Source organism: Acidobacteriota bacterium, assembly GCA_039683095.1.
GTDB lineage: Bacteria > Acidobacteriota > Aminicenantia > Aminicenantales > Saccharicenantaceae > RBG-16-66-30.
In genome coordinates this window covers 31714-58422 of sequence record JBDKSB010000009.1, presented here as the reverse complement: position 1 = coordinate 58422, position 26709 = coordinate 31714, and the positions used below count along the sequence as shown (strand labels likewise).

Here is a 26709-nt window from a genome sequence, read left to right as displayed (position 1 = left end):
CATTCGACTAAAATAGCGGGCATTGGAGGGATGAAGAGGATGGTCCGCCGATGAAATACCGAACCCTGGGCCGGACGAGCCTCAAGGTCTCCGTCGTCGGGATAGGCACCTGGCAGCTGGGCGGGGAGTGGGGCAAGACCTTCACCCAGGCCGAGGTCGACGCCATCCTCGACCGGGCCGCGGAGGCCGGGGTCAACCTCATCGACACGGCCGAATGCTACGGCGACCATCTGGCCGAGCGTCTCATCGGCGACTACCTGTCCCGCCACGAGCGCGACCGCTGGGTCGTGGCCACCAAGTTCGGCCACCGCTTCAACGGCTTCATGGACCGGACGAACGCCTTCGGCGCCGCGGACGTCAGGGCTCAGTTGATCGCCTCGCTCCGGGCCCTGCGCACGGACCGGATCGATCTCTACCAGCTCCACTCGTCGGGCGACGAGGCATTCCTCGACGACGGGCTGACGGCCGCCCTGGAAGAGGCCCGGCGGGCGGGCATGGTCCGCAATCTCGGCGTGTCCATCCGCGGCGCCGGGAGCGAGGTCCAGGTCCGCGAGGCCTTCGCCCGCGGCTACGGCGTCCTCCAGGTCATCTACAACCGGCTCGACCTGCGGGCCGAGACCGAGGTCTTCCCCACGGCCCGCCGCTACAACCTGGGGATCCTGGCCCGGGTGCCGCTGGCGAGCGGCCTCCTCGGCGGCCGGCACGAAGCCGGCGAGAAGTTCGGGCCGGACGACTACCGCTCGACGCTCGGCCGGGAGGAGATCGCCCGGCGGGTCCGCCAGGCGGAGAAGATCGCCGAGGACGAGCTGCCGCTTGGGGTCTCGAGGGCGCGCTGGGCCCTGGCCTGGTGCCTCCGCGATCCGGTCGTGACGGCCGTCATCCCCGGCGCGAAGAGCCCGGAGCAGGCCGCCGAGAACGCCTCCGCCGCCGACCTGCTGCCTCGCCTTGGCTAACGCAAATTATAGATAATAAATAAGTATATATGAATTCTCGAAGCAGCCATCAGCTTTAAGAACGTCTTTTTGCCGGAAAAAAGTTCTTTTTTTTTCCTGGCCTTGGCCAACGCATATTAATGAAAAGAACGACCAAACGAAAAACAGAGGCGGCTCCCCGGTTCGGGCGGGCTTCGGGGCGCTCTTTCTACTTGTCCGTCGTATCGGCCGCCGCGGGGGCCGTCCGGGCCGAGGCCGGCTTCACGCATTCGTCCCGAAACCGGGCGGCGAACTCGTCCACTTCCCTGGGCAGGAGCGCTGTCTTGCCCTTGGCCAGGTATTCATTGAACAGGCGGTTGAAGCAGACCTGGTAGCGGAACCGCTCCGTCCGGCCCTTCTCGTCATTGACGGGCTCGTCGTAGAGCCGGACCGAGACTAGGTCTTCGCGGTCCTGGGTCAGGCTGTAGACGTAGTTGGCCGCGGCGAAGCAGCTCTCGCCCGTCTCCTCGAGGTCCTCGTGGGGCGTGACCGCGAGATCGACCCCGACCGACAGGCCGAGAAGGCGGGAAGGCGTGAGCTCCCGGGAATACATGAAGCTATCACCGTCCATGCGGGGGTTGATGATGCCGCCGTCGCAGGCGCTGCCCTCCTCCCAGGCGCGGACGAGGCCGAGCAGGCTGCCGCTCTTCCGGAGGAGCACGATATTGGAGACATCGCTCGTCTCTTCCTTATTGAACATGACCGCCAGGACGTAGAGCTCGGCGCCGCCGTTGACGGGCCCGGCGAACGCGGTGTAGGCGAAGAACGGGGACCGGCCGGTCTCGGGGTCGGTCTCGAAATCCGTCACCCACCAACCGGGCTGGTCCTCCCATTGGCGTATCTCGAGCCGGGTCTGGAAAGCGGCCAGATCGAGCTGGCCGGTCGACGACCTGTAGAGGGCGGCGACGGCGGCCGGGTGGATGGCCGCGCCGTGGAAGGTGAACTCGCCCGGGACGTCGGCCGGCGGCTTGGTCCTGCAGGCGGCCAGCAGGCCGGCGAGGACGAACGCCGCCAGGACGGACAGGGCGGTCAAAGCCGTCACGGGTGCCCGGCGGGAGGTCCAGCCGGGGGTCCGGCAGGAGGTCCGGCGGGGCTCGAAAATAGCGGTCCGGACAGGCTCGGAATTCGATATCCTTGAACGATGCTTCATCGCTCCCTCCGTCTCTTTAGACGCCCCAACCCCTAATTTCCTGCCTTGGCTAACGCAACTTATAGATAACAAAACGATTATACGGCATATTCGAGGCGGCTTCCAGGTTAGGGCAGCCCTTTTTCCCGAAAAAAACGTCTTTCCACTTCCTGCCATCCCCCTAAGGAGCGAACCTTTGAGAAAGCCGAGCCGTAGATAGGATAGAACATAGCCCCCATCCGTACGGAGTCCGGAATGAACCGAAGAGCGATTCTCGCCTGGCCCGTCGCCGCCTTCCTCCTCGCCGCAGCGGCTTTCCCGGCCGCGGCCGCCGCCGGATCCGCCGCGCCCGCGCCCGCGACCGGGCCCCGTGCCGCCACGGCCGCCGCCGCCGGTTCGCCGCCGCCTCCGCTGGCCAAGGCCGCTACGCCGCCCGTCATCGACGGCATCCTCGACGACGCCGTCTGGGCCTCCGGCCGGAAATACGACGGCTTCAAGACCTTCAAGCCCGACTACGCCAAGGACCCCAGCCAGAAGACCGAAGCCTATCTGGCCTACGATTCCAGGAATTTTTACTTCGCTTTCCGTTGCTACGACTCCGATCCGTCCAAGGTCAAGGCGGCCCTGAGCAAGCGCGACGGCATCTTTCAGGACGACATCGTCTTCGTCATGCTCGACCCCTTCAACGACGCCCAGAGCGGCTTCTGCTTCGTCCTCAATCCCCTCGGCATCCAGGGCGACGGCATGCTCGATGTCAACGGCAACCTCGACGCGAGCTACGACACCGTCTGGTACAGCAAGGGCCGCGTCGACGATCGGGGCTGGACGGTCGAGGCCCGCGTCCCGCTCCAGAGCATCCGCTTTCCCGGCCGCGACGTCCTGACCATGCGGGTCATGTTCATCCGTTTCTTCACCCGGACCTCGGAGCAAGCCTCGTTCCCGCCCCTGGACCCGAACTACGGCTCGATCATGGGCCAGGCCCAGACCTTCCAGGTCGCGGGTCTCGAGCACAAGCAGGTCCGGGAGCTCCTGCCCGCTTTCACCTACGGGCGGACGCAGGAGGCGACCGAGGCAAGCGCCGGCCGGCCCGCCCACAACCCCGAGTACGACATCAAGGACGTCAGCCTGACCGGCAAATTCGGCCTGACCTCGGACCTGACCCTTGACGGGGCCTACAACCCCGACTTCAGCCAGGTCGAGGCCGACGCCGGCCAGGTCGATTTCAACCAGCGCTATTCGCTCTACTACGAGGAGAAGCGGCCGTTCTTCCTCGAAGGGAACGACATGTGGAAGTTCGCCGGCAACGTCGAGGACGGTCCGCTCCAGGCCATCGTTTACACCCGGACGATCGTCGACCCGGTCTTCGGCTTCCGCCTGACCGGCAAGGTGACGCCGCGGGACACCGTGGCCGCGATCTATGCCCAGGACAACCTGCCCGGCGACGCCGTCGATACGCACCCGGACTTCACCATCGCCCGCTACAAGCATTCGCTCAAGGACGACGCCTACATCGGGGTTTTCTACACGGGCCGCGAGGCCGGGACGGTCTGGAACCGGGTCGGCGGCTTCGACGGCCGCTTCCGCCTCAGCAAGACGCAGGTCGCGTCGTTCCACCTGCTCGGCTCGTGGACCCGGCCGGAGGGCGCCGAGGCGACAAACGCCGATCACGCCCTCGGCCTGGACTGGAACTTCTCCAACCGGAAATGGGTCCTCGACCTCGGCTACCAGGACATCTCCCCGGACTTCCAGGTCGACTCGGGCTTCGTCTACAGGACCGGGCTGCGGCGCGTCTCGGCCTTCGCCATGCACAGCATCTTCCCCAAGTCCAGGTTCTTCCAGAGGATCGAACCCTTCTATTGGAGCTACCACCTCTACGACACGACCTCCGACATGTGGGAGACCTTCAACCTGGTCACCCTCCGATTCTGGCTGCCCCGCAACACCATGGTCCGCTTCGACACGATCATGGCCAACGAGGTCTACCTGGGGCGGCGGTTCGGGCAGGGCGGCTTCGGCCTGAGGGCCGAATCGCAGCTGGCCAAGTCGCTCTATATCGAGGCCTTCGCCCGGCGCCTGGCAAAGACGTTCTACGACCCGGCCGATCCCTACCAGGGCTATGGGACGACCGTGATGGGCGCGCTCGTCTATCAGCCCACGAGCCAGCTCGACTTCACCCTGAGCCTGAATTACGTCGACTTTTACCGCAAGCTCGATCACGTCAAGATCTATGACTACCTGATCGTCCGCAGCAAGAACACGTTCCAGATCAACAAGTACCTGTTCGTGCGCGGCATCGCCGAGTACAACGACTTCTACAAGCGCCTGACTCTGGACGGCCTGGTGTCGTTCACCTACATCCCGGGCACGGTCATCCACGTCGGCTACGGGTCGGCGCTGGAAAAGACCGAGTGGGACGAGAGCCTTCCCGGGTTCGCGCCGAGCGGCCGCTTCCACGAGATGAAGCGCGGCTTCTTCTGCAAGGTCAGCTACCTCTTCCGTTTCTAGCGTGCCTTGGCTAAGGCAACAGACAGAGTATAAAAGAGATAGCCCCCAATTTGGGGTAATCGTCCAGTTTGGGGCCGCGCTTTTCGGCCTGGTTTTCGTCTCCGGTTTGGGGGCTGGATCACCGGCGCGGTAAACGGCAGAGGATGCCTTGCGCACGGTCCGAGTACCGCGCGGGCGCTTCCCGCAGCACGAACCCGTCTCCCGCCTCGGCCTTCTCACGATGGACCACCTTCAGGCCGAGATCTCCCTGGATCCTGTCGATGAACGCCTCCCGCCCGACTGCCACGGAATCGGTCCATTTTGGCTGCCTCGACAGCGACGCGCTGCCCGCCCGCAGTGCCGCATCGATCCATTCCAGATAGACGGAGCGCAGCTGCTCGGGGCTCGCCGCGCCGGTCAGCTCCATGAGGAGGCCGCGGTCGATCAGGCATCTTGTGGTCCGCCGCCCGGCGATCTCCTGGAAACCGCAGTACGGCCAATCCGAGGGATGGCCGACGACGCCCGCCCGGACCATGTTGAGGTCGATGTAGGCAAGGCAGTTCAGGAAATGGCCGCCGGTCTCCACGGCGGTGGCGTGATAGTTCCCTTCCCAGAACGCGCCGGAGCGCGCCTTCCGGCGATTATAATCGAGCGCCGTGCGACTGGCCGCGAACATCATCGAACGGGGAATGGCCTCCCTCCGGCCGTCGGCGTAGACGAGGAGGTGGATGTGGTTGGATGTGATCGCGTAGCCAAGGATGCGCAGGCCGTAGCGACTGACGGCCTCGGACATCAGATCCAGCCAATTCTCCCGGTCGAGCTTGAACCGCAGCAGGAAACACCGGTCATGACATCTGTGGGTCAGGTGCCAGACGTAGCCGGGGATGAGATAAAGACGGGCGCGGGGCATTTGGTTCCATCCTCCTTTTTCTGAATTATCGGGCCAAAAATGCCAGCCATTAAAAATGACGTTTTTGCGGCCAAAAACATCTCGCGTCAGGTGGAAGGTTTCCCGTAAAAACGACGTAATGAATGGCCGATCAATCGGATACGTTAGCCAAGGCGCAAAATGCAACTTTTCGCGGGGCGAGTTCGTCTAATTATATGGAGACCGAAAGATGAAAGCTCGAGCGCACAGTGCTTCGCGGATAAAGACGCTCCGGATCGCGGTAAAGCCCGGAGCGTCGGCGATGACCCAGCTGGCCACGGCGCTGTCGAGGCGCGTTCCCTCCCGCGCTTCGGCCATCTCCGTGGCCAGCTTCTTTTTCCCCTATAGCCCCGGATTCCCGGCCCTGGCCTTTCCCGGCAGGAAGGCCCAGGCGCCGTTCGTCGGGCGAGGGCCGATAGTATCCTCCTAGAAACCTCCTGTATAGGGCGGGGGGCGCGTCCTGCCGCGTCCCCCGCTTCGTTTTCTTCTTCGCTCCCTCGTCGTGCCTTTGCTTCCACGTGCCCTCGTCGCTCCATCGCGCCCGTTGACTTTATCCGCCTCAGCCGGAATAATCCTTCTTTCCAGTTTCGTCTCGATCGGACGTCGAGATCGCTGACGAGATTGCCGGCGAGGTCGACGACGAGATCGATCGGCGAGATCGACGGAGAGAAGGAGCGCTATGAGAAGAAAAGATTTCCTGAAGATGACGGCAGGTCTGGCCGGCGGCATAGCCGGTCTGCCCCTGATTGCTCGGGCCGCGGCGGGAGCGCCGGGAGCGTCGGGCGCCCCGCCGGCCGCTCCTTTCGCCGCTCCGCTTGCCGCCCCCATCGTCGCCCCCTTCGCTGCCCCGCTCGCCGGCCGGCTGGCCCGGGCCGCCGCCGCCGGCGACGACGAGTTCTACTGGAAGCTCGTCCGCGAACAGTTTGTCCTCGACCCGGAATGGACCTTCCTCAACTTCGGCGGCCTCGGCTCATGCCCCCTGCCCGTCCTCAACGCCCTTGCCGAATTCACCCGGGCCGAAGAGCGGGCCCCGAGCGCCGGCCACGACGAGAAGCCGTGGCAGGAGGTCAAGACCAAGCTGGCCCGGGCCCTCGGCGGGGCCTGCCGCAAGGAAGACATCGGCCTCATCGGCGGGGCGACCGAAGGCGTCAACGTCATCGTCCACGGCCTGCCGCTCAAGAACGGCGACGAGGTCATCACCTCGACGCATGAGCACGTCGCCCTCCATTCGGCCCTGCTCCATCGCAGGCAGCGCGACGGCATCGTCATCAGGCTGTTCGAGCCGGACATCGTCAGCGCCGCCGGCAACGTGGAGCGCATCGCCAGGCTCGTCACCCCGAAGACCCGGCTCGTCGTCTTCAGCCACGTCACCTGCACGACCGGCCAGCTTTTCCCGGTCAAGGACATCGCCGCCCTGGCGCGCGCGAAAAGGATATGGTTCGCCCTCGACGGCGCCCAGGCGCCGGTCTGCTCGCCGTTCGACATCGCCGACATCGGGGCCGATTTCTACGCCTGCTCGACGCACAAATGGATGATGGGCCCGAAGCGCACGGGGTTCATCTATGTCCGTCAGGGGCTCCTTGACGTCCTGCGGCCGCTCACGGTCGGCGGCGGCTCCTCGGATCGCTACGACGTCGCCAAGGGGGAGTTCGTGCTCAAGACGACCGCCGAGCGGTACGAGTCCGGGACGCAGAACGACGCGCTGTTCTACGCCCTGGGCACGGCCCTCGACCTGGTGGACACGATCGGCGTCGACCGCATCGCCCGGCGCTGCCGGCCGATGGCCGAGCGGTTCTATCGCGGCTTGGGCGAGATCCCGGGGGTCGAGCGCCTGTCGCCTGAGGAGGAGGCCTATCGCACGCTCATGATCGGCTTCCGGATGAAGGGCCGCGCCAACGGCGAGATCATGACGCAGATGGCCAAGGACCGTCTCCGGGCCCGGCCGGTCGCGGAGGGCGGCCTCAACTCGATCCGCGTCTCGTTCTACCTTAACAACCGCGACGAGGACGTGACGGCCGCGCTGGATTCGCTGAGGAAGCTCGCCGCCTGAGGGGCCGTCTCAGGCGGGGAAACGGCGCGTCGGCCCGTGGGGATTGGGCATGGGACTGTTCCCGAAGCATGAATTTGCGAAAATCCCGCGAAAAACGCTGTTCCTAACCTGGACCCGAAGCTGCCGGGACAGCCTAATAAATTGGTAATCAGCGATTTGCGTTAGCCAAGGCACTTGATAGAATGGACGGTATGAGCGACGACGCCAAAGCCCGGCCCGTTCGGCCCATCCAGGCCGCCAAAGCCGCCCAGGCTGCCCGCCCCATCCAGGCTGTACGCGCCGCCCAGGCTGCCCGCGCCGCCCGGCCCGCCCGCTTCGAGGCCTGGCTCGAGTCGCGGGCCAGGAACGTGCCGCGCGTCTCCTACCCGCCGGAGCTGCCGATCACGGCCCGGGCCGGCGAGATCGTCGAGCTCCTGCGGTCGCCGCGTCGCCGCGTCGTCATCATCTCGGGCGAGACCGGCTGCGGCAAGAGCACCCAGATCCCGAAGATGTGCCTCGAGGCGGGCCGGGGCGTCGCCGGCCGCGTCGGCGTCACCCAGCCGCGGCGCCTGGCGGCCATGACCATCGCCGCCCGCATCGCCGAGGAGCTGGGCCAGCCGGTCGGCCGGGCCGTCGGCTACAAGATCCGCTTCCAGGACCGGACCTCGCGCGACGGCTACATCAAGATCATGACCGACGGCATCCTGCTCGCCGAGACCCAGGGCGACCACGGCCTCCACGAGTACGACACGATCGTCATCGACGAGGCCCACGAGCGCTCGCTCAACATCGACTTCCTGCTCGGCATCATGCGCCGGCTCCTGGACGAGAGGCCGGACCTGAAGCTGGTCATCACCTCGGCGACGCTGGACACGGCCAAGTTCTCCCAGGCCTTCAAGAACGCGCCGGTCATCGAGGTCAGCGGCCGGATGTACCCGGTCGAGGTCGAGTACCGCGTGCCGGACCGGGAGGAGGCCGAGGACAAGGACTACGTCGACCAGGCGGTCGAGGCGGTCGAGTACCTGCGGCGGGAGAAGCCCCCAGGCGACATCCTGGTGTTCATGCCCACCGAGCAGGACATCCTCGAGACCTGCCGCATGCTCGAGGGCCGGAAGTGGCCCGGGGCGCTGGTGCTGCCGCTCTTCTCGCGCCTGCCGGCGGGCCAGCAGCGGCTCGTCTACACCGTCACGGCGCCGAAGATCGTCGTGGCCACGAACGTCGCCGAAACGTCGCTGACCATCCCGGGCATCCGCTACGTCGTGGACACGGGCGTGGCCCGCATCGCCCAGTACCAGCCGGGGACGCGGATCAACAGCCTGCCCATCTCGACGGTCTCGCGGGCCTCGGCCGATCAGCGCAAGGGGCGCTGCGGCCGGGTCCTGGAAGGGCTGTGCGTGCGGCTCTACAGCCAGGTCGACTACGAGTCGCGCGACGAGTTCACCCAGCCGGAGATCCTGCGCTCGGACCTGGCCGAGGTCATCCTGCGCATGACCGACCTGGGCCTGGGCGATCCGCTCCAGTTCCCGTTCATCGACCGGCCGGCGGCCAAGGCCGTGCACGACGGCTACGACACCCTGGTCGAGCTCGGCGCCGTCAGGAAGGCGGCCCAATTCCGGCCGCCGGATCCGGCGGCCTCGCGCTGGGAGCTGACGGAGACGGGCAGGGCCATGGCCCGGATGCAGCTCGATCCGCGCCTGTCGCGGATGCTGATCGAGGCGCGCGAGGAGCGCTGCCTGCCCGAGGTGGCCGTGCTGGCGGCGGCCCTGAGCATCCGCGATCCGCGCGAGCGGCCGCCGGACAAGGCCCAGCAGGCCGACGCGGTGCACGCCGCGTTCAAGCACCCGGACTCCGATTTCCTGGTGCTGCTCAACATCTGGAACCGCTACCACGGCGACTTCGAGAAGCTCGGCTCGCTCGTCCAGAAGCGGCGCTTCTGCCACGAGAACTTCCTGTCCTTCCCGCGCATGCGCGAGTGGACGTACCTGCACGCCGAGATCGAGTCGGCCCTGCGGGAGCTCGAGCGCGGGAAGATGAAGAAGGGCTCGAACCTGCTTTTCACTCAAAAACGGGCAAAAAGCGGGTTCGACCCCCTCTTGGCCGGCGCGGCCCGGACGTCGCCGCCGGAAACGGCGAAAGGCGGAGCCGGGATCGAATCGAATGAGGAACGGGGGAGCGGGACGGCGGACGCGACCGGAAATGCGGAAACAGGTATTGTGTCCCGCATTTTGCATGCGGACATATCGCCGGCGCTCTACGGCGCGATCCACCGGTCCATCCTCAGCGGGTACCTGTCGAACATCGCCGCGCACAAGGAGAAGAACGTCTACAACGGGGCCAAGAACCGCGAGGTCACGCTCTGGCCGGGCTCGGTCCTCTTCGGCAAGGGCGCCGGCTGGATCGTCTCGGCCGAGGTTGTCCGGACGTCGAGGCTGTTCGCCCGGAAAGCGGCCCGGATCGACCCCGCCTGGCTCGAGCGGCTCGGCGGCCCGCTCTGCAAGCGCTCGTATTCGGACGCCGCCTGGGACCGCTCGCGCGGCGAGGTCACGGCCAAGGAGCGGGTCACCCTGTTCGGGCTCGAGATCGTCCGCGAGCGCCGCGTGTCCTACGGGCGCGTCAACCCGGCCGAGGCCCACGAGATCTTCGTCATGAACGGCCTGGTCGAGGGCGAGATCGACGACCCGCCGCCGTTCCTAGTCCACAACCTGGCCCTGCAGCGCCAGGTCGAGGCCATGGAGGAGAAGCTGCGGCGGCGGGACATCCTCGTCGCCGAGGGCGAGATCGCCAAGTTCTACTCGGCCAAGCTCCCCGGCATCCACGACGTCCGGACGCTGCGCAAGCTGCTCGGGGACGTGCGCGACCGCGGCGGCGACGACGCGTTCCTGCGCCTGTCCGAGGACGATCTCCTCAATTACCGGCCGGACGAGAGCGCCGTCGCCGGCTTCCCGGACCGCGTCGAGGTGGCCGGCCGTCCGTTCCCGGCGGTCTACAAGTTCGCGCCGGGGGAGGAGGACGACGGCGTCACGCTGACGGTCCCGCCCGAGCTGCTGAGCGCCATCCCGGCCGAGCGCCTGGAATGGGGCGTGACCGGGCAGTACCAGGACAAGATCGCCGCGCTCATCAAGGGCCTGCCCAAGCGCTACCGCAAGCTCCTCGTGCCGGTGGCGGAGAAGGCGCGCGAGATCGCCGGCGACATGCCCCGGGCGCCGGAGGAAGTGCCGCTCTTCAAGGCCGTGGCCGATTTCGTCAGGCGCCGCTACGGCGCCGACATCCCCGCCCGCGAATGGGCCCTGGCCGACGTGCCTAAGCACCTGCGCTTGCGCGTCGCGGTAGTCGATCCGTCGACGGGCCGCGTCCTCGACGCCGGCCGCGACGTCGAGCTCCTGCGCAAGAAGCTCGGGGCCGCGGACCAGGCCCCCTCCAAGGTCGAGTCGCCGGCCTGGCAGGAGGCCCGGCGCGCCTGGGAGAAGACGGGCCTGGCCGACTGGACCTTCGGCGATCTGCCCGAGAAGATCGCCGTCGGCACGTCGCTCACGGCCTACCCCGCCCTAAAAATGGGGGACACAATACCTATTTCCGAATTTTCTGGCCCGGCTGCGGCTCAGGGCGGGGCGAAGGCGCAGACGGCCCCCCCGGCCGCCAAACCCGGAAGCGAACCCGGAACCGCCGGGACGGTCGACATCCGCCTGTTCCCGACGCGGGCCGAGGCCGAGGCCGCGCACAAGAGGGGCGTCCGGCAGCTGCTCATGCGGAAGTTCGCCAAGGAGCTGGCCTTCGTCCGCCGCTACCACAAGATCCCGGCCGAGCTCGACCAGGCGGCGCTTCACTTCGGCGGGCGGGAGGCCCTCGAGCGGGCCATCGAAGAGGCCCTGGCCCGGGACGTCTTCGAGCGCAACATCCGCGCCGAGGCCGAGTACAGAGCTTACGAAGCGGAAGTCGGCCGGAGTCTCTTCGACCGCGGACATGCCCTGACCCAGACGGTCATCAAGATCGTCGAGCTCCACGCCAAGTTGCGATCCGAGCTGGCCAAGGGCGCGGGCGGAGGGGCGGGCGCGCGGGCAGGCGCGGCCGCGCCGTCAAAGACGAGAGCCGAGGCCCGGACATTGAGCCTTTATGAACTCGGCCGGCTCAAGGACAGGGTCAAACCGGAGTACCTGGACGCCGTCGGCGCGGACCTCGACCGCCTCGTTCCCAAGGACTTTCTGGCGGTCTATCCGGTCGTCCGGCTCATCCGCATCCGCAGCTACCTCGAGGGGTTGCTCATCCGGCTCGACCGGGCCCGCATCGCCCCCGACAAGGACAAGGCCAAGGCCGCCCAGGTCGAGCCCTACGTCTTCGAGCTTTCGCGGCTCGCCGCGCCGCCGAGATCAGGGGTTCCCATTTTGCCGGCCGATCTTGAGGCCAGGCGGGCCGCGGTCGAAGAGCTGCGCTGGATGATCGAGGAGTTCAAGCTGGCCCTCTTCGCCCCGGAGATCAAGACCGCTTTCCCCATCTCCGCCGTGCGCCTGGCCCGCAAGATCGCCTGGATCGAGGCGCTGGCCTAAGAAGCCGGGAAATCGGGGACCCGGTTCTCATTTTCGGATCTCGGAAAGGCGGGACGGGCTGTGGCCGCGTCGCCGTCGCTATCGCCGTCGTAGTCGCCGCCGTCATCGTTCCCTGAATGCCGAAAGGGTAACATGTCACGCGTTTTCCCCGCCTGGATAAATAGGAAACGGGTATCATGTCCCCCATTTAATGGTAAAATCGAGGCATGGATAAAGATCCCCGAACCTGCGCTGGTTCCGTTCCAGCCGTTCCTGTTGCGGCCGGCTCTGCCCCAGCCGTCGCCGTCCCCGGCCCCGTACCCGGCGAGCCCGCGACCCCCGGGTGGGCCGCCGCCCGCGACGCCGCGATCAACGAATTTCTCGACCGTTTCGCCGCCGGCTGCCCCGACCACGACGTCCTGGCCGACCTCATGGTCGCCATCACGCGCGTGGCCCGCGACGGCGCCGGCCGCGGCGACCTCAAGCTCCTGACCAATTCGTTCAAGGAACTCCGCTACGCCTTCAAGGTCTTCGCCCCCTACCACGGCGTCCGCAAGGTCTCGGTCTTCGGCTCGGCCCGCACGCCCGCCGGCCATCCCGAGTTCCTCCACGCCGTCGAGTTCGCCCGCCGCATGCGCGAGCGCCAGTGGATGATCATCACCGGGGCCGGCGACGGCATCATGGGCGCCGCCCAGCTCGGCGCCGGGCGGGCCGGGTCCTTCGGCGTGGCCATCCGCCTGCCGCACGAACAGAAGACCAACGTCGTCATCGCCGACGACCCGAAGCTCATCAACTTCAGGTACTTCTTCACCCGCAAGATCCTTTTCCTAAAGGAGGCCTCGGCCATCGCCCTCTTTCCGGGAGGCTTCGGCACCCAGGACGAGGGCTTCGAGGCCCTGACCATGATCGAGACGGGCAAGACCAACCTGATCCCCCTGGTCATGGTCGACGCGCCCGGCGGCACCTACTGGCAGCACTGGCGGACCTATGTCAAGGCCGAGCTCGTCCTCAACGGCATGATCGACGAGGATGACCTGAGCCTGTTCAAGCTGACCGATGACGTCGACACGGCCGTCGGGGAGATCATCGGGTTCTACCGCCGCTTCCACTCGATGCGCTATGTCGGGCCGGTCCTCATGCTCCGCCTCTCCTCGCCGCTCCCGCCCGGCGCGCTCGAGCGCCTCAACGACACCTACGCCTCGACCCTGTTGAGCGAGGGCCGCATCGAAGAGCACGCCGGGCCGCTCGAAGCGGAAGGGGACGATGTCGAGTATCCCGACCTGCCCCGCCTCTCGCTGGCCTTCAACCGCAAGAGCATCGCCCAGCTGCGGCGCCTGGTCAACGACATCAACGGGGCCTGAGCAGCCGCCGCCCGGGCCCGCACCGTGGCCCGCGCGGCCCGTGAGCGGCCGGGCCCAGCCCAGCCGGCGGCGATCGACGAGCGTCGCGCCCGTCGTCAGCGCCTTTGTCAGCGTCAGCGCAGCGCGACCAGCCAGGCCGAGCGGCCGCGCATCGCCGCCGCCGTCAGGAGCTCGCGTATGCAGACCGCCAGTCCGTCCTCGTCCAGCCCCAACGCCCGGCGCTCCCGGTAGAGGTTCAGGGCCTGCAGGATCCGTTCGTCGCTGAGCGGGCCCCCGGCCCGGCGGAACGTCCGGTCCCTGTTCACGCGGATGATGTCCTGGGTGAAGCGATCGAGCCGGAAGCCCGGTCTTTCCCGGCTCATCACCGTCCCGCTCTCCCGCAGGTCGACCGCGCCAAAGAGGTGGCAGAGCTCGTGGAGCACGACGTATGTCAGGCCTTTGGGATTCTCCTCGTACCTGAGGAGCACGATGCCATAATTGTAATCGGCCAATCCGGGTTCCGCCGGCCCGTCCGGCCCTCGGGCGACGAGGCCGATGGCGATCTCATAGCCGCCGGGTTCCCCGGTCCCGGCCGCCCGGCGGGCGCCGTTCGAGCCGGGGCCCGCTCCGTTTTCGCCGCCGTCCGCGGCCTTCAGCCGCCTCCGGAAAGAGTGGAGGAACGAGTAGATCGAGCGGTAGGCGCTCCCCGCCTTGACCGCCGTCCGTTCGGCCGTGACATCCGGCTTCGAGCCGCTCTCTCCGGACGTCCGCGCCGCCGGCCGCGCTTGCCAGCCGCCGTACGCCTCGATCTTGAACTTGAGCCCCGCCGCCTCGAGCAGGTACCAGTTGGCATCGGACAAAGCGCGCAGGATCTCCCCTTTCCAAGCCACATTCCTGCTGAGGGGCGCGTCGGCGACCACGAAAACTGAGATCTTCCTTGTCGGGACAGTCTTGCCGGAGGGATCGGGAGGATCAGCCGCGCGAACCGACAGCAACAATGTCAGGGCTGTCCCCGCAGCCATCCCCAGCGCGCCCGCCAAGCGGCCAGGCGTCCGGGCCCGAACGGAATCCCGCACGAAGAAACACCCCCCGGAGGCCTCGAGGCCAATCCTGGTTTGACCCCCAATAGAAAAAATCGCGTGACAACCGCGCCTTGTCAAGCGAAATTCACGTCGCCGGACCGCGGTTTCTGGTTAAGGCGATAGGGGAAGAGAGGCCGGAGAAGGCCCCCGTCCGTTCCCATAATTCTGTAGACCGTGGGACCGCGAAACTTCCCCGCGCGAATTTGTCGTTTTTTGCCGAAAAAAAGACGCGTCAAAACTAATGAAGCGGCGCTAAGTCCGGCCTAATTATTTAGTTATGTGGTACTTGCGTTAGCCAAGGCGCGAAATGGCTTGACATTGCCGCTGATCGGACTGAATATTAAACGAAGAACCATCCCGGGGGTCGGCAATTTTTTCGTCCATGTCCGAGTTCTGGGCTCATTTCTCTTGTTTCCCATCTCTCTGCCTCGAGAGGGGATGGCCTGTCTGCAACTGGAAGGGGGGAACATGAAACGCAAGGCTCTGGGCTTTGTTCTGGGGATCCTGGCCCTTTTGGGGCTCGGCGCGCTGCCGGCCTTCTCCGCCACGCCGTACAACGGCACGTGGGCGGGGACGAACAGCGCCGGCCGACCCGTCTCCTTCACGACCTCGGCCGACGGGACCTCGTGGAGCGCGTTCAGCTACGGCATCCAGTTCGAGTGCCCGTATGTCGGCACCGTCACGACGACGATCACCCAATCAGGGCCCGGCGCCATCACCGACGGCGCGTTCTCCTACTCGAGCTCCACGCTGGCCTTCACCGGAACGTTCGATTCCCCGGCCTCGGCCTCCGGGACCTATACCTTGACCAGCTATCCGGTGACCCACGGCCTTCCCGGCCCCCCTTACGTCCATACGGACTACATCACGCATTCCGGCACGTGGACGGCGTCGTTCACGGGGATGTCGCCGACGATCACGGTGACCGCTCCCGACGGCGGCGAATCCTGGACCGCGGGCACGTCCCACGACATCACCTGGACCTCGACGGGGACGTTCGCGAACGCCCGGCTCGAGTATTCCATCAACGGCGGGTCGAGCTGGACGCTCATCGTCGAATCGACGTCCAACTCCGGCGCCTATTCCTGGACCGTGCCGGCGCCGGGCTCGTCCTCCTGCCTCGTCCGGGCCAGCGGGACGGCCTATCCGGGGGTCTCCGACGCCAGCAACGCCGTCTTCACCATCGCCGTCGCCGCGACCCCGGACCGCCAGGCCCTCATCGCACTCTACAACGCCACGAACGGCGACGGCTGGTACGACAACTCCGGCTGGAAGACCCCGCCGCTCGATTCGGACGGCTTCGCGATGCCCGGGACGGAAGGCGGCTGGCACGGGATCACGCTCGACAGCGGAACCCTGGCCGTGACCAAGATCTATTTGAACGACAACAACCTGGCCGGCTCGCTGCCCGCGGAGCTCGGCAACCTGGCCAGCCTCCAGGAGCTCAATCTTTCGACCAATCCGATCACCGGCTCGCTGCCGGCCTCCCTGGGAAACCTGAGCAGCCTGGGACTGCTGGCCATCAGGGATTGCCAGCTGACCGGTTCCATCCCGCCCGAGTTCGGCAACATGACCAGCCTGTGGGACCTGTTCCTGGGCTTCAACCACCTCAGCGGCTCGATCCCTCCGGAGCTGGGCTCGATCGCCACCCTGACCCAGATCTACCTGATGAGCAACGACCTGACCGGCCCGATCCCGCCGGAGCTCGGAAACCTGGCCAACCTGGAGTACCTGCAGCTTCAGGAGAACCAGCTGACCGGCACGATCCCGTCCCAGCTGGCCAACCTGACCAGCCTGGGCGACCTCGAGCTGCATACCAACCAACTGACAGGGGAGATCCCGGCCGGGATCTGGAGCCTGGCTAACCTGCACATCTTCCGCGTCCAGAGCAACCAGCTGACCGGGACCATCCCCGCAGAGGTCGGCTCCGGATACACCGAGATAGTGCTCAGCAACAACCAGCTGAGCGGTCCGATCCCGGATGCTTTCGGCACGCTGAACCTGTATTACCTCGAACTGCACAACAACCAGTTCAGCGGGCCGATCCCCGCCTCGCTCGGAAATTGCACGAACCTGCACCGCCTGACGCTCGACAACAACCATCTGACCGGCTCGGTCCCGGCCTCATTCGGGAGCCTCGTCAATCTCAGCGAGCTCAGGCTCGGGAACAACCAATTGAGCGGCGGGATCCCGTCCGAATTGGGGAATCTGACCGGCCTTTACAGCCTGAGCCTGAACGGCAACCAGCTCGTTGGAGCGATCCCGGCCTCCCTGGTCAACCTGACATCCCTCTCCGACTACTTCACGGACTTCGGATACAACAGCCTGTATGCTTCCGATCCGAGCCTGATCGCCTTCCTGAACTCGAAGGACGGGGACTGGGCGGCGACCCAGACGATCGCGCCGTCGAGCGCTACCGCGACCTCGCTCGACAACGCCGTCATCCTCGTCTCCTGGCTGCCGATCGCCTACACGGGCGACACGGGCTGCTACAAGGTCATGATCTCCCAGACGCAGGGCGGCCCTTACAGCCTGGCCGGACAGACCGCGGATAAATCGACCTCGGCCCTCGAGATCGGCGGCCTCACGCCGGGACAGCTTTACTATTTCGTCGTCCAGACGCACACCGACGCCCACGCGAACAACCAGAGCGCCCTCGAGAGCGAGAACAGCAACGAGGCCTCGGCCATGGCCTGGCTGCATCTAAACGTCGCCATCTCCGGCACGGTGACCGTCGACGGCGCGCCCCTGGCCGGGGTGGCGATGAACGGGCTCACCGGGAGCCCGGTGACCAACGCTTCGGGCGTCTACGTCGGGACGGAAGCGGCCGGCTGGAGCGGAACGGTTACGCCGGCGCTCGAAGGCTACGCCTTCGCTCCCGGCTCCAGGACCTACACGTCGGTCACGGAAGACCAGACGGCCCAGGACTACGCGGCCACCGCGATCGTGACCGGGTCCATCACCGTCCTGTCGCCGAACGGAGGTGAGAGCTGGCAGGCTGGCTCGACCCAGGCCGTCACCTGGACGCAGACGGGCCTGACCGGGACCGCGACCATCGATCTCTACAAGGGCGGCGTCTATCAGCTGACCCTGGGCACGGCCGATGTCACGGCCGGCACGTTCTCCTGGCAGATCGCCTCCGGCCAGACGGCCGGCACGGACTACCGGGTCCTTGTCTGGCAGGGCGCCGTTTCGGACGATTCCAACGCGGACTTCGAGATCACCGCGTTCCACGCCCAGGAAGATTTTGTCGCCACCTGGGACGGCCAGGGCGTCTATTACCGGAACTCCGACACCGGCGCCTGGGTCAGGATGGCCTCGCCGGCGATGATGGTCGCCACCGGCGACCTCGACGGCGACGGCATCTCCGACGTCATCGGCCTGTGGCCCGGCCAGGGCGGGATCTGGGTCAAGTATTCGAAGACCGGCGCCTGGGCCAAGCTGTCCTCGACGGCCGTGCACATCGCCGCCGGCGACATGAACGGCGACGGCCGGGTCGACCTGGTCGGCACCTGGGACGGCCAGGGCGTCTTTTATCGCAACTCCCTCACCGGCGCCTGGGTCAAGATGGCTTCCCCGGCCACGATGGTCACGACGGGGGACATCGACGGCGACGGCACCGACGACCTCGTCGGCATCTGGCCGTCGCAGGGCGGGGTCTGGGTCAAGTTCTCTCAGAGCGGGCTCTGGGCCCGTCTCTCCTCGACGGCCCGCGATATCTCGGCCGGCGACGCCGACGGCGACGGCCGGGACGACCTGGTGGCGACCTGGGACGGGCAGGGCGTCTTTTATCGCAACTCCGTCACGGGCGCCTGGGTCATGATGGCCTCGCCGGCCGACCAGGTGACCTGCGGCGACCTGGACGCCGACGGCAAGCACGACCTCGTCGGCATCTGGCCGTCGCAAGGCGGGGTCTGGGCGAAATTCTCCGACACCAACACCTGGGCGCGGCTGTCGTCGACGGCCCGCGATATCAGCGCGGGCGTCATGAGGGCCCAGGGGGCCGGCGCGGCCGCCGAAGCGGCGATCGCCGCTGCCGAAAGCCCCGCGGCGCTCGAGCTCTCCATGCCGGTCGGCGGAGCCGCGGAAGGCCCCGAAAGCGCCGTCAAGAGCGCCGACCTGTCGGCGGACGGCCCCGGCGGCGCGCGGTTCGTCTTCCTCGAGGAGAAGAACCTCGTTCCGATGGAGGACAAGCAGGCCGCCTTGACGCGGGTGCCCGGGCCCGGGGAGCCTCAGTTCGTGCCCCGGACGCTGCCTAACAGAATCCCGGGCGAGGCGCTGCGAAAGGAAGCGAATAGGAAAAAGGCGAAATAAAGCGACTTCAGGACAGGGGAGCGGCCGAACGCCTTTCCAGGGGCCGGCCGCCCGCTGTCCCCGTTTTTCTTGACTTGGCCTGTCTCCCTTCACTAGAATCCCCTTAGCTCAAAACGGAGAATTCGCTCGGTAATCGAAATCCTCCGGCAGAGCCAACGTGTCTGAGCCGCTTCACAGCTTCCGCGGCCGCCCGGCGCCCTGAGGCGCCCAACGGCGGTAGCCTGTCCCATGGCCCGCCTCGCGCGTTCCGTTTTTCCCGGCGTTCCTCATCACCTCGCCCAGCAGGGGAGAGACGATAGGACCATCTTCCAAGGCGAGCCGGACTATCGGCGTTATCTCGAATGGCTCCGGCAATATTCCGCGCGCTACGGCGTCGAGATCTGGGCTTACTGCCTGATGCCCGACAGTGTGGATTTCGTCTGCGTTCCGAGCCGCGAGCGGTCCCTGGCGCTGGCTTTCAACTCCCTCCATATGCGCTATGCCCAGCTCGTCAACGCCAGGAGCGCGACCTCCGGGCCTCTCTGGCGATCCCGGTTCATGTCCTGCCCGCTGGACGGGCCGGCCGCCCGCGAGGACGTCAGGTTCGTCGAAACGATCCCCGTGCGGGCGGGACTCGTCGTCCGCGCCGAGGACTACTCCTGGTCGAGCGCCTGGGCGCGCGTCAGGGGCGAAGCGGATTCGGTGACGGACGCGGACTGCCGGTTGGTCGACGAGATCCGGGATTGGCGGGCGTTTCTGTCGGAGTCGCCCGCGGACGACATCGTCCTGCAGATCCGCGAAAGGCTGAAAACCGGGCGGCCAGCGGGGAACGCGGATTTCGTCAGAAAGCTCGAAGAGACCGCCGGCCGGCGCCTGGATGCCAGGCCTCGCGGCAGGCCGAGGAAGGCCGGCCCCGGGAACTCCCGCGCCGTGAAGAGGACCCCATGAACGTCCCCCTGCTCGATCTGAAGGCCCAGTACGCCCGCATCCGTGAGGAGGTCCGCCCCGCCCTGGACCGGGTCATCGAATCGCAGCTCTTTATCCTTGGCCCGGAGGTCGAGGCCCTGGAGCGCGAGATCGCCGCCTATTCCGGCGTCAGGCACGCGGTCGGCGTCTCGTCCGGCACGGACGGCCTGCTCGTCGCCCTGATGGCCCTCGGCATCAAGCCGGGGGACGAAGTCGTCACGACCCCCTTCTCCTTCTTCGCTACGGCCGGCGTCATCGCCCGCCTCCTGGCCGTCCCCGTCTTTGTCGATATCGAACCCGTCTCGTTCAACCTGGACCCGGCCCGGCTCGAACGGGCCATCACGCCCAGGACCAAGGCCATCCTGCCCGTCCATCTTTTCGGACAGTGCGCCGACATGGACCGGATCCTGGCTATCGCCCGAGAGCGCGGCATCCCGGTCGTCGAGGACGCCTGCCAATCGATCGGCGCCGAATACAAGGGCCGCAAGGCGGGCTCGCTCGGCGACCTCGGCGTTTTCTCTTTCTTCCCCAGCAAGAACCTCGGCGGATTCGGCGACGGCGGGATGGTCGTCACGAACGACGCGGCCCTCAACGAAAAGCTCCTGCTCCTCCGGCAGCACGGCTCCGCCAAGACGTACCACCACAAGCTCGTCGGCGGGAATTTCCGGCTGGACGCCATCCAGGCCGCCGTGCTCCGGGTCAAGCTGAAACATCTCGACGAATGGTCGACGGCCCGCCGCGCGAACGCGACGTTCTATTCGAAGCGCTTCACCGAGTCGGGCCTCCGGGACGGCGCGGGCCTCAGGGTCCCGCTCTCCATCCGGGAGAGGAGCGGCGACGCTCATCATCACATCTATAATCAATACACGCTCCGCGTCCGCGAGCGGGATCGCCTGCGGGAGTTCCTGAAAGCCGCCGGCGTCGGGACGGCGATCTATTATCCCGTGCCGCTCCATCTCCAGGAGTGCTTCGCCGGACTCGGCAACAAGGCGGGGGACTTCCCCGAAGCGGAGAAGGCCGCGGCCGAGGCCCTCTCCATCCCGGTGTATCCGGAACTGACGGAGGGCCAGCGGGATCACGTCGTCCGCAAGGTTGAAGAATTCTACCGCGAGAGAAGGGGCTGAGCCATGAAGAACTTCGCTTTGATCGGGGCCGCGGGCTATGTCGCGCCCCGTCACCTGAGGGCCATCAAGGACACGGGGAACCGCCTGGTCGCGGCCCTGGACCCGTCGGACTCCGTGGGCATCCTCGACAGCTACTTTCCCGAGGCCGATTTCTTCACCGAGTTCGAGCGCTTCGACCGTCATATCGAGAAGCTCCGCCGAAGCCGGGATGATCACGCGGTCGATTTTGTCAGCATCGCCTCTCCCAATTATCTCCACGACGCCCACATCCGGTTCGCTCTCCGGGTCGGCGCCGCCGCCGTCTGCGAGAAGCCGGTCGTCCTCAATCCCTGGAACATCGATGCCCTCGAGGAGATCGAGCGGGAGTCGGGCCAGCGGGTCTTCACCATCCTCCAGCTCCGGCTCCATCCGGCCATCCAGGCCCTCAAGAAAAAGGTCGAGCTCGAAGAGGCCGGGACCAGGCACGAGATCGACCTGACGTATATCACCGGACGCGGCCGCTGGTACTTTTTCTCCTGGAAAGGCGACGAGGCCAAGTCCGGCGGGATCGCAACGAACATCGGGGTCCATTTCTTCGACATGCTGACCTGGATCTTCGGTCCCGCCGTAAAGAATCAGGTCCATCTGAAGGCCCCCGACCGGGCCGCCGGCTTCCTCGAGCTCGAGAAAGCCGACGTGCGCTGGTTCCTCTCCCTGGATTACGGGGATCTGCCCGACCGGGTCCGGGCCGAGGGGAAGCGGACGTACCGGTGCGTCGCCGTCGACGGCGCGCCTCTCGAGTTCACCGAGGGCTTCGTCGATCTCCATACCCGAAGCTACGAAGAGATCCTGAAGGGCAACGGCTTCGGCCTCGAGGACAGCCGGCGGTCGATCGAGATCGTCCAGGAGATCCGGGGCCGGGCGGCCGATCCGGCCGTCGGGGAGATCCATCCCCAGGCGCGGGCCATTCTCCGGAAGGGAGGCGCGGATGTCTGACCCATCCTATTTCGTCCACGGAAGCTCGTTCATCGACGAGAACGTCCGGATCGGGGAGGGGACGAAGATCTGGCACTTCAGCCATATCCAGAGCGGCGCCCGGATCGGCCGGCATTGCGTCCTGGGACAGAACGTCAATGTCTCGAACAACGTCGTCATCGGCGATTTCGTCAAGATCCAGAACAACGTTTCGGTCTACGAGGGCGTGACCCTCGAGGATTACGTCTTCTGCGGCCCGTCCGCCGTCTTCACCAACATCCAGAGTCCCCGCTGCAAGTACCCACAAGTCGGCTCCAAGTTCTACCGGAAGACGCTGGTCCGGGAGGGCGCTTCGCTCGGGGCCAACTGTACGATCCTCTGCGGCGTCACCATCGGCCGGCATGCCATGATCGGGGCCGGCTCCGTCGTCACAAAGGATGTGCCGGATTTCGCCCTGGTCGTCGGCGTTCCCGCCAAGCAGGCCGGCTGGGTCAGCGAGGCGGGGGAGCGGCTCGAATTTGATAGGGACGGGCATGCATATTGTTCAAAGTCCAAGGTTCATTATCGGCTTGAGGGTGACGGCATCCGCAAAATTGCTGAATAACTTACACTGCGCTTAAGCCTGGCTGCCATAAATGAAAGCTAAAGAAATCGCGTTGGGCTTGTGCAAATTCGGCCTGCCTCTATCGAGTGGAGGCGGATTTCTTAGGAACGTGATTACCGTTGCCAGCGGAACCGTCATCGGGCAAGGTATCGTTGTCCTGGCATCGCCGATTATCACCCGTCTATACGACCCGGCGGACCTGGGAATCCTGGCTGTATATGGCTCAATTCTCAGCATCTTCACTGTAATCGCCAGCTTAAGATACGAGATCGTCATTCCGTTGCCCGAGGAAGAAGCAGACGCCGTTAATATTCTCGGGCTTGCCCTCAGCATTGTTTTCATTACGAGTTTGTTAGTCGGGGGAATATGTTTAATTTTGGGGAGACAGATCGCTGATTTGGTAAAAGCTCCCGGCTTGCGTCCTCACCTTTGGATCCTGCCCATAGGCGTGGGTTTAATCGGAGCTTATCAAGTTTTCGCAAGTTGGGCCGTCAGGAAGCAGTCCTTCGGCCTGATTGCCAAAACGAAAGTCAATCAAGGAATTGGCTCTGTCCTTACGCAGGTTGGTCTCGGAATCCTTAAGATCAAACCGCTTGGCCTTCTTATAGGCCAGGTGATAGGGCTTGCCTCCGGGTCTTCTACCATCGGCCTGCAATTACTTAAACAGAATCGGACCCTCCTCAAGAATCTCTCTTTTGAAAGAATGCGCCGTATAGCGCTTAGATATAAGAGATTTCCTTTTGTCGGCGCGCCTGCGGCATTGCTGAATTCATTTACAGTAAATCTGCCCGCGATTCTATTTGCGGCCTTTTATGGGCCGCAGGTCGCAGGCTGGTACGCAATTACCCAGCGGGCTATTGGAATGCCGCTCAATTTGGCCGGCCAGTCGATTGCGCAAGTTTATTTCGGCAAAGCGGCGCCACTGGTGAGATCCTCGTCAGATAGTTTTTCTCGGCTCTCACGCTCATTATTCCTGAGGCTTCTTTTTATCGGCCTGCTGATTATGGCACCTATTGTCCTCATCGCCCCGTCCCTATTCGTATTTGTCTTTGGATCGAAGTGGGCAGAGTCGGGTTCCTATCTGCCACGCCTTGCCCCGTTATTCGTGGCGCAATTTATTTCATTACCGTTTGGGTGCACGCTGGACATCCTAGAACAACAGGGACTCTTCTTGTTGCGGGAGATCGTAAGAATTGCACTCATAATCTTGGCTTTCCTAACGATGGAAATATTCGGTCTATCGGCTCGCGGCGGCATGACCGTTTTAGGAATAGCGGGCGGGACCGGATATTTGGTTTATATCCTGATAGCATTTTATGCGATCAAGAAGAGCAAAAATGCGTAAATTGCGCTTCTTCCGATCTAAGGAAAGCCTTGTATTTGTATGGCCGCAGGGGCAACTAATCCCCCGGGAGGAGAATCCAACGATTCCCGGAAGATTTATTGCCGTGACGCACGAGAGCATCGGTCGATGGTTCCATGGTGACTCTGCAAGAATTATAAAATTCCGATGGTTCCTGAGCGCGGGATGCAGAGGAGTGGTCCGGGTCGATAACGAACGATGGATATCGTATGCATGGATGTCTCCGCCCGGCTCGCGGGTTGGACCAGAACAGATCCCGAGTAAGCTTCGATCTCCATACCATTGGATCTATTATTGCCGAACTCGGGAAGAATATCAGGGACGAGGGCTTTATAAAGAAAGCCTGAAAGCGCTCATTCAAGATGCTCTGGAATCCGGAAGAAATAGCGGCATAATGATCGACACCGAGCCAGCCAATATCGCATCCCGGAGGGCCATCCTTTCGGTCGGATTCGCCCCCAACGGCATAATCCGCACAAAAGAGCTGATCATCCCTAGAATTAAAAAATGGACATGGGGCGTTTGGGACCTTGAAAAGGCACATCCATGAACATCCCGCATCCGTTCTTCCATGATGGCTGGATTGAATACAATAAAAGACGATGGGGCTTTGAGGCTGAAAGGGTAGTCTATTCGCCTTCAACCAGCGGGACCCCTCGCCTGGAAAGCGTTCTCTATCTGGATAAAAGGGGCCGGGTGTCATTGCCGCCTCTTCAGGCTCATCAAGCGCTCCTTTTTTCCGCAACGGAAACAGACAAGCCCTTTCGGGTTACGAGGCAATGGCAGGAAGTCTCGGCCTTATTCGCCAAAGACCTGAGGAAGCGTGGGCTTCCTTACGGCCTGATCCTGCCCCCCGAGGCTTTGGACGTCCGGGAATTTCAATGGCTGGGATACGAAACCACACTGCGGTTTACATTTCACATCCCTCTGCCTTTTCAAAGAGAGAATGTCGATCATCAGGTTCGGAAACAGATTAACAAAGCCGAAAGAGCGGGCGTTATTTATGGACGGGCCGGGAAAGGAGAAGCGCGACAGATCGTGGACGTGTTGGATGATACCGAAGAACGGCAAAAGTTCTCTTTTAGCCTTGACGAGACCGCAATCCGCTTAGCCCTGGATCTGATGGGCGCCGATCTTTTAAGGGTATATACGGCGACGACGCGAGGAAGGATATCATCCTTCCGTTTTGTTCTTGCGGCGCCGGGCCTGAGAGCCGTTGATTGGGTTGCGGCGACTGAACGGGAATCCTTGAAGGAAGGGGCTACGCAAGGGCTCATCAATTTCGTCCTTGAAGACCTATCGCACATCGGAGCTACGGCCTTTGACTTTGCCGGGGCCAATCTTCCGGCGGTGAGCATGTCCAAGCTATGCTGGGGAGGAGATCTACGCGCCTACCCCATGATCCGCCTCCCAGGCTGGAGGAGCCTGCTTTCATATGGGCGGCGGAACCTGCCCTGGCTTATGCCGTGGAGAAGGCAATAAGAGTGTTTCATCTTTATCTTCCTCCATCGGCCCTTCCAGAAAGGCTTTATGCATGGAGGGAACTGCTGGAGAGAAGGCTGGGAGTTGATTTCGCTTGGGCAGTGAAAGACGGGGCGAAAGAAACGCGCCTTTCTTTGCCGGAAGCCGGAAATTACGAGATCATCATCCCAGATATTTTTTTCCCTTTTTGGGATCAGCACAGGAGTGTAATTCCTGAGCCAAAGATAGGGGACGGTGAGGGCGTTCATGGTCGCCATGAGCCGTTCACAGATCCGGGTGAACCCGTTGTCTGGCATTGCCGAGAAGGGGCTTTGCCCCTGATATATTTTTCTAAATATTTTTCGGAAACGGCGAGAGAAGCAGATCGGATTATATTGCCATTCGACCTGCCGGGCGCTGTGTTCCAATTTCTTTCCAGGATAGAGGAACTGGCTGGCCCGTTTGACGCCCATGGACGTTTTCCCGGAAAGCAGTCTTGGGCAGCCAGACATGGTCTCCTGCATAGACCTCTGGTAGATGAATATGAAGAGGTATTGAGAAGGTCGATCAAATCATTATGGCCGGGAATTCCCCTTAAAAATCACTCGTTCAAGGTTTTTCCGACGCATGATGTTGATTGGCCTTTTGTATCGTGGGGCATGCCGCTCAGGCGAGTCGTCAGGAACGCTTTAGGCGATATTGTAAAGAGGCGCAACTTGCGTCTTTCCTTTTTTCGGCTGAAAAGCCGGCTGATGGACAATCCTGAAGATGATCCAGCGTATACCTATGATTTTATAATGGACATGAGCGAAAGCCAGGGTCTGAAGAGCACGTTTTTCTTTATTACAGGAGGCACGGAACACAACCTGGAAGGCGTTTATAGGATCGAACAGCCTGAGGTTAGCACGATACTTCAACGTATCTTGAAGCGTGGTCACAATGTTGGCGTCCATGGGAGTTATCATTCTCTGGAAACTCCCGGTCGGCTGAAAGAAGAAACGGATGATCTTAGACAGGCACTTTTCTCGCTCGGATTTGATTCCTCTCGGATAGGAGGCAGGCAACACTTTCTTCGAGGTTCGCTGCCGACTCTTTGGAGAGAGTCAGAAAGAGCCGGGCTGGAGTTCGATTCTACCATGGGCTTTGCCGATATGCCTGGGTTCCGGGCCGGAACCTGTCGAGAATATCGGGCCTTTGATGTTTTCCTACGAAAAGAACTATCCCTCACGGTCAAGCCACTGATCGTAATGGACCGAACCTTGCGCAGCGCGGACTGCCTTGGCCTAGACCGGAATCTTGCCAAGTTTGTTTTTCGTGACCTTAAGCAAACCTGCGCGCGCATGAAGGGCGAATTCGTATTATTGTGGCATAATTCGACTCTCCTGAGCGGGAAAGACAAGTCAGAGTATGCCGCCTATCTCTCGAGCCCAACCGATCTGGAATTCTGTAAGGAATAAGGGC

At 64.0% G+C, this 26709-nt stretch carries 16 protein-coding genes; 13 read left to right on the top strand and 3 right to left on the bottom strand.

The annotated features are described in order from the left end of the window. Nucleotides 1-50: 50 nt before the first annotated feature. Nucleotides 51-953 carry an aldo/keto reductase gene (locus ABFD52_06200; GenBank protein ID MEN6560345.1) on the top strand — a complete coding sequence of 301 codons (903 nt, stop codon included), beginning with the start codon at nt 51-53 and terminating at the stop codon, nt 951-953. 187 nt (nt 954-1140) lie between these two features. On the opposite strand, the gene ABFD52_06195 is transcribed toward ABFD52_06200, so the two are convergent. After that, nucleotides 1141-2121, bottom strand: a complete 981-nt coding sequence (locus ABFD52_06195; GenBank protein MEN6560344.1) for a hypothetical protein — start codon at nt 2119-2121, stop codon at nt 1141-1143. 234 nt (nt 2122-2355) lie between these two features. On the opposite strand from ABFD52_06195, the gene ABFD52_06190 reads away from it, so the two are divergent. After that, nucleotides 2356-4605, top strand: coding sequence for a DUF5916 domain-containing protein (locus ABFD52_06190; protein ID MEN6560343.1), 2250 nt, complete (start codon nt 2356-2358; stop codon nt 4603-4605). A 118-nt stretch (nt 4606-4723) separates the two neighbouring features. Here the strand turns inward: ABFD52_06190 and ABFD52_06185 are convergent, their stop codons facing one another. After that, nucleotides 4724-5494 (bottom strand): transposase, encoded by a 771-nt coding sequence (locus tag ABFD52_06185; protein ID MEN6560342.1) that lies wholly within the window; start codon nt 5492-5494, stop codon nt 4724-4726. A 697-nt stretch (nt 5495-6191) separates the two neighbouring features. Between ABFD52_06185 and ABFD52_06180 the strand changes: the two genes are divergently transcribed. The 3 genes from ABFD52_06180 (at nt 6192) to ABFD52_06170 (ending at nt 13422) form a co-directional block, all read left to right on the top strand. After that, nucleotides 6192-7562, top strand: a complete 1371-nt coding sequence (locus ABFD52_06180) for an aminotransferase class V-fold PLP-dependent enzyme (GenBank protein MEN6560341.1) — start codon at nt 6192-6194, stop codon at nt 7560-7562. A gap of 191 nt (nt 7563-7753) precedes the next feature. Next, nucleotides 7754-12082: an ATP-dependent RNA helicase HrpA gene (gene hrpA, locus ABFD52_06175; protein ID MEN6560340.1), complete on the top strand. Its 4329-nt coding sequence runs from the start codon at nt 7754-7756 to the stop codon at nt 12080-12082. A 206-nt stretch (nt 12083-12288) separates the two neighbouring features. After that, nucleotides 12289-13422: an LOG family protein gene (locus ABFD52_06170; GenBank protein MEN6560339.1), complete on the top strand. Its 1134-nt coding sequence runs from the start codon at nt 12289-12291 to the stop codon at nt 13420-13422. A 113-nt stretch (nt 13423-13535) separates the two neighbouring features. On the opposite strand, the gene ABFD52_06165 is transcribed toward ABFD52_06170, so the two are convergent. Next, nucleotides 13536-14261, bottom strand: coding sequence for a hypothetical protein (locus ABFD52_06165; GenBank protein MEN6560338.1), 726 nt, complete (start codon nt 14259-14261; stop codon nt 13536-13538). Between the two features lie 690 nt (nt 14262-14951). Between ABFD52_06165 and ABFD52_06160 the strand changes: the two genes are divergently transcribed. The 8 genes from ABFD52_06160 (at nt 14952) to ABFD52_06125 (ending at nt 26705) form a co-directional block, all read left to right on the top strand. Further along, complete coding sequence (locus tag ABFD52_06160) at nt 14952-18797, top strand: hypothetical protein (GenBank protein ID MEN6560337.1); 3846 nt, start codon at nt 14952-14954, stop codon at nt 18795-18797. A gap of 228 nt (nt 18798-19025) precedes the next feature. Beyond that, nucleotides 19026-19724: a transposase gene (locus ABFD52_06155; GenBank protein MEN6560336.1), complete on the top strand. Its 699-nt coding sequence runs from the start codon at nt 19026-19028 to the stop codon at nt 19722-19724. After that, nucleotides 19721-20866, top strand: coding sequence for a DegT/DnrJ/EryC1/StrS family aminotransferase (locus tag ABFD52_06150; GenBank protein MEN6560335.1), 1146 nt, complete (start codon nt 19721-19723; stop codon nt 20864-20866). The genes ABFD52_06155 and ABFD52_06150 overlap by 4 nt, the downstream gene beginning before the upstream one ends. A 3-nt stretch (nt 20867-20869) precedes the next feature. Next, nucleotides 20870-21841, top strand: coding sequence for a Gfo/Idh/MocA family oxidoreductase (locus tag ABFD52_06145; protein MEN6560334.1), 972 nt, complete (start codon nt 20870-20872; stop codon nt 21839-21841). After that, nucleotides 21834-22424, top strand: a complete 591-nt coding sequence (locus tag ABFD52_06140; GenBank protein MEN6560333.1) for an acyltransferase — start codon at nt 21834-21836, stop codon at nt 22422-22424. The genes ABFD52_06145 and ABFD52_06140 overlap by 8 nt, the downstream gene beginning before the upstream one ends. Before the next feature lie 31 nt (nt 22425-22455). After that, nucleotides 22456-23769 carry an oligosaccharide flippase family protein gene (locus ABFD52_06135; protein MEN6560332.1) on the top strand — a complete coding sequence of 438 codons (1314 nt, stop codon included), beginning with the start codon at nt 22456-22458 and terminating at the stop codon, nt 23767-23769. A gap of 564 nt (nt 23770-24333) precedes the next feature. Beyond that, nucleotides 24334-25269: a GNAT family N-acetyltransferase gene (locus tag ABFD52_06130; protein MEN6560331.1), complete on the top strand. Its 936-nt coding sequence runs from the start codon at nt 24334-24336 to the stop codon at nt 25267-25269. A gap of 2 nt (nt 25270-25271) precedes the next feature. Beyond that, nucleotides 25272-26705, top strand: a complete 1434-nt coding sequence (locus tag ABFD52_06125; protein MEN6560330.1) for a polysaccharide deacetylase family protein — start codon at nt 25272-25274, stop codon at nt 26703-26705. Nucleotides 26706-26709: the final 4 nt, after the last annotated feature.